The 6,142-nt window shown below is 44.7% G+C and carries 5 protein-coding genes; 1 reads left to right on the forward strand and 4 read right to left on the reverse strand.

Going from position 1 to position 6,142, the window contains the following annotated elements; translation table 11 throughout:
* Positions 1-83 precede the first annotated feature (83 nt).
* Positions 84-1,466 carry a sodium:solute symporter family protein gene (locus J7K63_05090; protein ID MCD6234392.1) on the forward strand — a complete coding sequence of 461 codons (1,383 nt, stop codon included), beginning with the start codon at positions 84-86 and terminating at the stop codon, positions 1,464-1,466.
* Between the two features lie 654 nt (positions 1,467-2,120).
* On the opposite strand, the gene J7K63_05095 is transcribed toward J7K63_05090, so the two are convergent.
* From J7K63_05095 to J7K63_05110, 4 genes are all read right to left on the reverse strand, one after another.
* The gene (locus J7K63_05095; protein MCD6234393.1) at positions 2,121-2,741 is read right to left on the reverse strand and encodes a hypothetical protein; all 621 of its coding nucleotides are present in this window, start codon (positions 2,739-2,741) and stop codon (positions 2,121-2,123) included.
* Positions 2,742-2,878: 137 nt separating this feature from the next.
* Positions 2,879-3,241, reverse strand: coding sequence for a hypothetical protein (locus J7K63_05100; protein ID MCD6234394.1), 363 nt, complete (start codon positions 3,239-3,241; stop codon positions 2,879-2,881).
* Positions 3,242-3,387: 146 nt separating this feature from the next.
* On the reverse strand, positions 3,388-5,379 hold the full coding sequence (locus tag J7K63_05105; GenBank protein ID MCD6234395.1) for a DUF4954 family protein: 1,992 nt from the start codon (positions 5,377-5,379) through the stop codon (positions 3,388-3,390).
* A gap of 558 nt (positions 5,380-5,937) precedes the next feature.
* Positions 5,938-6,142, reverse strand: a 205-nt coding sequence (locus J7K63_05110; GenBank protein ID MCD6234396.1) for a T9SS type A sorting domain-containing protein, incomplete at its 5' end; no start/stop codon positions are given.

The following is a 6,142-nucleotide window of genomic DNA, read 5'->3' on the forward strand; positions in this document are numbered from 1 at the left end:
CGCTTTGCGACCTACTCGGTGACCGGGAACTGGTGACTGTCAACTTTGAACTTCCCTGTAGCAAAATCAAACGAAAGGATATCATGGATCTCGTTATTATTACTCTCTATCTCGTCGGAATTTTACTTTTCGGACTCTGGTACGGGCGGGGTATTAAAGATTTGGGTGATTATGCTGTTGCCGGGAAAGCCTATTCGGCACCGATTATTTTTGCCACCCTGAGTGCTTCCTTTATCGGCGGCGGATTTTCCATGGGGAATGCAGAAAAGGTCTTCCGGTTCGGTATCATGAACATTGTAGCTCTTTTTGGATTCAGTCTGAGCCAGATTCTCATCGCCCTTTTTATTGCTCCCCGGATGGGACGATATGAAGAGGCTATCTCCGTAGGTGATATCATGGAGAAAAGTTACGGGACAAAGGCAAAGGTCTTTACGGGCTTTTTTGCCCTTATTGCCTGTGCCGGGATCCTGGGGGCCCAAATCGGTGCCATGGGACATATTTTCAATGTTTTTCTTGGAATCCCCAAATTTCACGGGATCCTGATCGGTATCGGTATCGTGCTGATTTACGTGACAGCCGGCGGAATGAAAAGCGTAGTGGGGACGGACATCGTGCAGTTCGTTTTCCTTATCATCGGCATTCCCCTGACATTGATTTTGGCTGTCCGCCATGCAGGCGGTATCCCGGGCATCATCCAATCTGTCCCGGCTCAACACTTTTCCATTCCCGCTGCCGGTTTTACCTGGACGACTTTCATATCCCTCTTCATGGTCTTTGTCGTTGGTGAAACCCTGGTCCCGCCTTATGTGCAACGCCTTCTCCTGGCCAGAGATGTGAAAACCGTATCCAAAGGGACTCTCTGGAGCGGGATTATTTCCATTCCTTTCTTTATAACAAGCGGACTTATTGGTCTTACGGCCCTGGTATTGAATCCGGGACTGGATGCCAATCTGGCCATGCCTTTTGTCGTTCGGACCGTTCTGCCGGTGGGTATCCGGGCGGTCATGATCTCCGCCGTGATTGCCATCATCATGTCCTCGGCCGATTCATTCCTCAATGCCGCCACGGTCTCCTTTGTCAATGATATCATCAAACCCATAAAATTCATCAACCTGCATCAAGACCAGGAACTGAGAGTCGCCCGCTGTTTCACCGTCTTCCTGGGCATTGCCAGTGTGATCTTTGCCGTGAAAATTGAAAGCGTCCTGGATATACTCCTCTTTACCTACAATTTCTGGGCTCCGGTGATTCTTATTCCTCTTATCGCTGCCATTCTGGGGAAAAAGGCCATACCAAGGGATTTCTCCGTATCCGCCGCCTGCGGAATCAGTGGCATGATCCTGTGGAACTACATCCTGAATCAACCTTGGGGCTTTGACGGACTTGTAGTGGGTGTGTTCAGCAGCGCATTGGGATATGCGGTTTCGAACCGGTTAAATCGAATAAAATTAAGAATTGAAAATTGAGTCCGGCACCTAAAGACATTTGTTTCTATTGAAGTTGGAAATCAGCACTTAGATATGTCTGCTTTGTGTACTACCCGGTGATCCGAAGTTGGCGACACTGTATGACTGTGCCATTCCGGAATTTCAGTTTTGAAGGACACTATATATTAAAAATAATATAATCTTGCATTTGATCGCGTGTGGGATTATTTTATCCGCGGGGGTTTATAAACATAAGCATCTTTCTATATAGTGAGATGGAAATTTTATTTATCAGCTTGGCTTCAAGTATTAAGTGCAACATGACTCTCTCCAAAAAATACTTCGGCAGGCGTTTTAAATCCAAGACATTTTCGGAATCTGTTATTCAGTATTTTTCATAGCTGAGATAATTTCCCGGGGTATGATGCTTGCAAAGTCCCTGTCTTTAGGGAAATATTGTCTGATTAATGTGAATACAGAAGCTGAAAGTTAGTGGCACTTTGTGCCTTTTTTGGAAGTTGGAAGCTGGCACCTCGATACGTCCCCGCCATAGGCGGGGCCTACTCGGTGACCGGAAGTTAGTGCCGCTGTACGGCTGGTGTGTTTTCGTGGATTAACGGGCGTTGGGGCTTGGGAACTGTCGATTGACAACTGACAACTGCCGACTGACAACTGACGACTGACGACTGATGCCTATTTCATCAACACCATCTTTTGCGTCTTCACAAAATTTCCGGTCACTGTGTAAATGGTGAGAATCACGCCGGATTCTGCCGGGAGACCGAAGGTTATATGCGTCACGGGATTAAAGGGGTTTGGATAAATTGATTTTATATCAAATGATTCCGGAGCATTTGACATACAATCTTCAGATATTTCATTATTACCTTTTTCTATAATGATTGATTCGGATTCTTTTATACTTGCTGTGTTTGAATAATCAGGTGAAGATAACAGTCCATCCCCAGACCGTGCTCTAATCTTGTAATAATAATAACTGGAAGGATTTAAATAACTTGGATAAGAAATATTATAATCTATATATTCATTTGTTGACAGTCCTGAAGCTATACACGAAAAAGTACCGTTGATTCCTTTTCTTCGATAAACATCATATATTGCTGCTTCAGACGGCTCAGACAAGTCCCAGACTAATTTGGGATTGCCCTGATAATAATAAATACTAAGATTAGTGGGTGTGGTTGGCTGAAATTTAGAATAATCATTAATTCCATTTGTTATATTGAAGATTTCGCTAAGAGTAATTGTACTTTGATTTGGTATCTGAATACAAGAATTATTCACTCCTAGCAATTTATAATAATATATTCCATTATCATAATACTAATAGAAATCATTATATTCATAAAATTCACCTGTCCATGGATACCGGGATTCTCTTAAATCAAGACAGATATAAATACTATCTATATATGGATAATTTTGATTATCTAATGAACAACTGATTTTATATATTCCAGCACTAAGATTCGCATAATTGCTATTGCTAATGCATTGTGAATTCTTCCATGTTCAATATCGGCAAACCAGTTTGGCGTTTTGTACGCGTCCCACTGGTATGATAATCCTGCGGATAATGATTCGAACGCATATAATGCTGCCGGATTCACACTATTCATATTTGCCGGATGATTGATTCCTGAACTCTGAAAGCCCTTGCTGCTGATCGATTCCAGGACAAAGCCCTGGGGTATGTTTAAACAGAAAACTGCAGTCGGAATTCTCTCAAGGTTTTGGGCAGACAAGGATTCCGTGATAAACAAAAGAATTAATAGCAATACAGAATTTCTCATATTATGACATCTCTGTATTTATTATCTCTACACACAAAATAATTAATAAATTTATCTCTTTTTAACAAAGATAATATCTATAAAACCCTGCTTTCACTCTTCCCAAAGATGTGGATCAACTCATTGAGAATATGATCGCATCGTGCTCATTGTAATTTTTTCATGCGTGCAATCAGATCATCGGCCAGTTGGCTCTTGGTGCGGATGTGCTCATCAATATCCTTCACAAAGCTGTTCTCATCGAAGACACCGCGTACGGCCAGAAAATCCTCTTCCCGGGTTGTTCGATCCCCATCGATACCGAAACCTGTCTGTGAACGCAGACTGAATTCCTTACGGGCATCCTCACGCAGCATGTGGTCTAACTTGATGACGGCCGAGATCCATTGTTCCGTAAATCCGATGATATCTTCCGGCGTGAAAGCGTTGACACTTTTGCCGAGATGATTTTCCAGATGCTGGATGGTCCAATTCCATTCATAGATCGGGTAATTTTCATGAATGTGTCGCAGAGCTTTCATAACGCCGTCAAGACTGTCGATACGCCCCGATTCGATGTCGGTTAATAAGGCATGGATAACCTTATTCGGCGCGATCAAGCCCACCAAATCCAACCATTTGCCTTTTCCGATGTCGGATTCGGCCTTTAAAACCCGTCGCAGTTCCGCCACGGAAGCGAACTCCCGATCCTTCAATCGTCTGATCAGTGTATTCCCCAGGAATTTGATAATCCCGATTTCATAAAATGTAATTCCATTGATCAACGAAGAATTCTTGATTTTTACGTTGTTGTAGCTGTAAAAATCGGATGTTTCTCCGGATGTGTGTGTCAATTCCTGAAGAATCCGCCGACCAGTGATCATTTTCTGAATGGTGAACGGGCTCAGCAGGTAGTAATTGATAAAATCGAGTTGGTCAGGATCCTTGCGTTTATCGCGTTTAGGCCATTTGCGGGCATCACGTACGGTACCTACGCTGCGCAAATTAACGCCCGGGATGAGTACACTTTCGTCGTTGGATTCAATCAGGTAGGAAAAGGGCAAATCCGAGGTATCGGAATTGCGGTAGTGCCGGCCCATGACCAAGGTAAAAGGCCCGACATGCGCCGGCCATAACATGTACGAATCGCTGGTCGTCTTGGAACCCCGTTCCACGATCCCCTGGTGCAATGGTCCCAATTTGTACATATGGTTGCTCTGATTCGATCCGCTCCCGGCATTCAGAAAAGAAAAGAGTCCGGCGATGAGCAATGTGGATTTATGATGTGTCACGGTGAAAGGTCCGGCAAAAATGGAGCATGCCTCGCCATGAACCCCGGCACAATTAGCGAAGAAAACCGAATTTTCGGCCGAATAGTGCTTGTTCAATTCACATCCCTGGCCTACAAAACATTCGGCAATGAGAGTGTTGTCGCTGATTTTCGATCCCGAGCAAACGATGAAATTCTCGGCAATCACCCCCGGCCCGATGTACACCGGATCATCGACGCAACTGTTAATACTGCCGCTTTCCAAACGGGTTGCGCCTTCGATGACCGCTGCGGGGCCAATTTTCACATTCTTGATGAGATGTGCATGGCAAATGCGCGCACCGGCCCCCACCCTGCCATAACGTGCTTGCACTGAAGCTACATACTTTTCGATCATCGCCTCCAACTGCTCGATTGCCGCCTTGCGGTGACGATACAACGCCAGAAAATAGGCAATTTGGGCATTCAGATGGTCGTAAATCGGAATTTTCCGGCCGCCGGACTCATTCAGTACAGCTACCTCGGTGCCGTTTCCGAAGGTACTCTCGCCATCCACGGCCATCAGATCGACGGTATCGATGATGACATTTTCTTCGATGATATAATTGGCGATATAATTTTCAACCCGATGAATCAACACGTTGTCACCCACATGACAATTGTGCAGAGTCGCCGAGTAAATCCCGGTGGGACGCTTTAATCCGCCGAACAACGTGCGCTCCCCATCGTATCGGCCAAGTCGGATGGTTCCTGAAAAATTGACCGCGCGAACGCGACTCGGATCGAAGCCGTCTTTCACTTGAATCTGCCCCCATTCTTCACACGTGCATCCATTAGATTTAAGATGCTTAATTTCCGCATCAGTCATTGCGCGAAATGGTGTTTCCATGACTCAATCCTCCTGTGCTTTCAGTATTTGGAGTTTCTGCCCCAAAAAGACATCCGGATAAGCTTTATGCAGCATACTTTTTTTTTCTTTTTTTATAGTATTAAGACAGACACTGTCCAGGTAATAGATATGTTTAGAATTGAAGATTTTCTGTTACTTTGGCTTTAAGTATTAAGTGCAACATGATTTTCTCTGAAAAATACTTCGATTGGCGTTTTAAATCCAAGACATTTTCGGAATCTGTTATTCAGTATTTTTCATAGCTGAGATAATTTCCCGGGATATGATGCTTGCAAAGTCCCTGTCTTTAAGGAAATATTGTCTGATTAATGTGAATACAGAAGCTGAAAGTTAGTGGCACTTTGTGCCTTTTTGGAAGTTGGAAGCTGGCATCTCGATACGTCCGCCTGTTGGCGGCCTACTCGGTGACCGGAAGTTAGTGCCGCTGTGCGGCTGGTGTGTTTTCGTGGATTAGCGGGCGTTGGGGCTTGGGAACTGTCGACTGACAACTGCCGACTGTTGACTGTTGACTGATGACTGTTGACTGTTGACTGCCGCCTATTTCATCAACACCATCTTCTTTGTCTGCATAAAATCCCCCGCCTGCATCCGGGCAAAATAAATTCCCGAACTGTATCGCGACGCATTCCAGGAGACAGTATGATATCCGGCGGCTGTGTTTTGATTTATGAGTTGTTCCACCAAACGGCCGGTGATGTCGTAAATATTCAGGGTGATCTGTGCAGGTTCCGGCAGGGAAAAT

The organism is Candidatus Neomarinimicrobiota bacterium, from assembly GCA_021157965.1.
Classification (GTDB): domain Bacteria; phylum Fidelibacterota; class Fidelibacteria; order Fidelibacterales; family Fidelibacteraceae; genus Fidelibacter.

Bases quoted from the DNA above. Each gene is read 5' to 3' on its own strand.
- J7K63_05090 (MCD6234392.1), top strand. From the start codon at position 84: ATGGATCTCGTTATTATTACTCTCTATCTCGTCGGAATTTTACTTTTC.
- J7K63_05100 (MCD6234394.1), bottom strand. From the start codon at position 3,241: ATGAGAAATTCTGTATTGCTATTAATTCTTTTGTTTATCACGGAATCC.
- J7K63_05105 (MCD6234395.1), bottom strand. From the start codon at position 5,379: ATGGAAACACCATTTCGCGCAATGACTGATGCGGAAATTAAGCATCTT.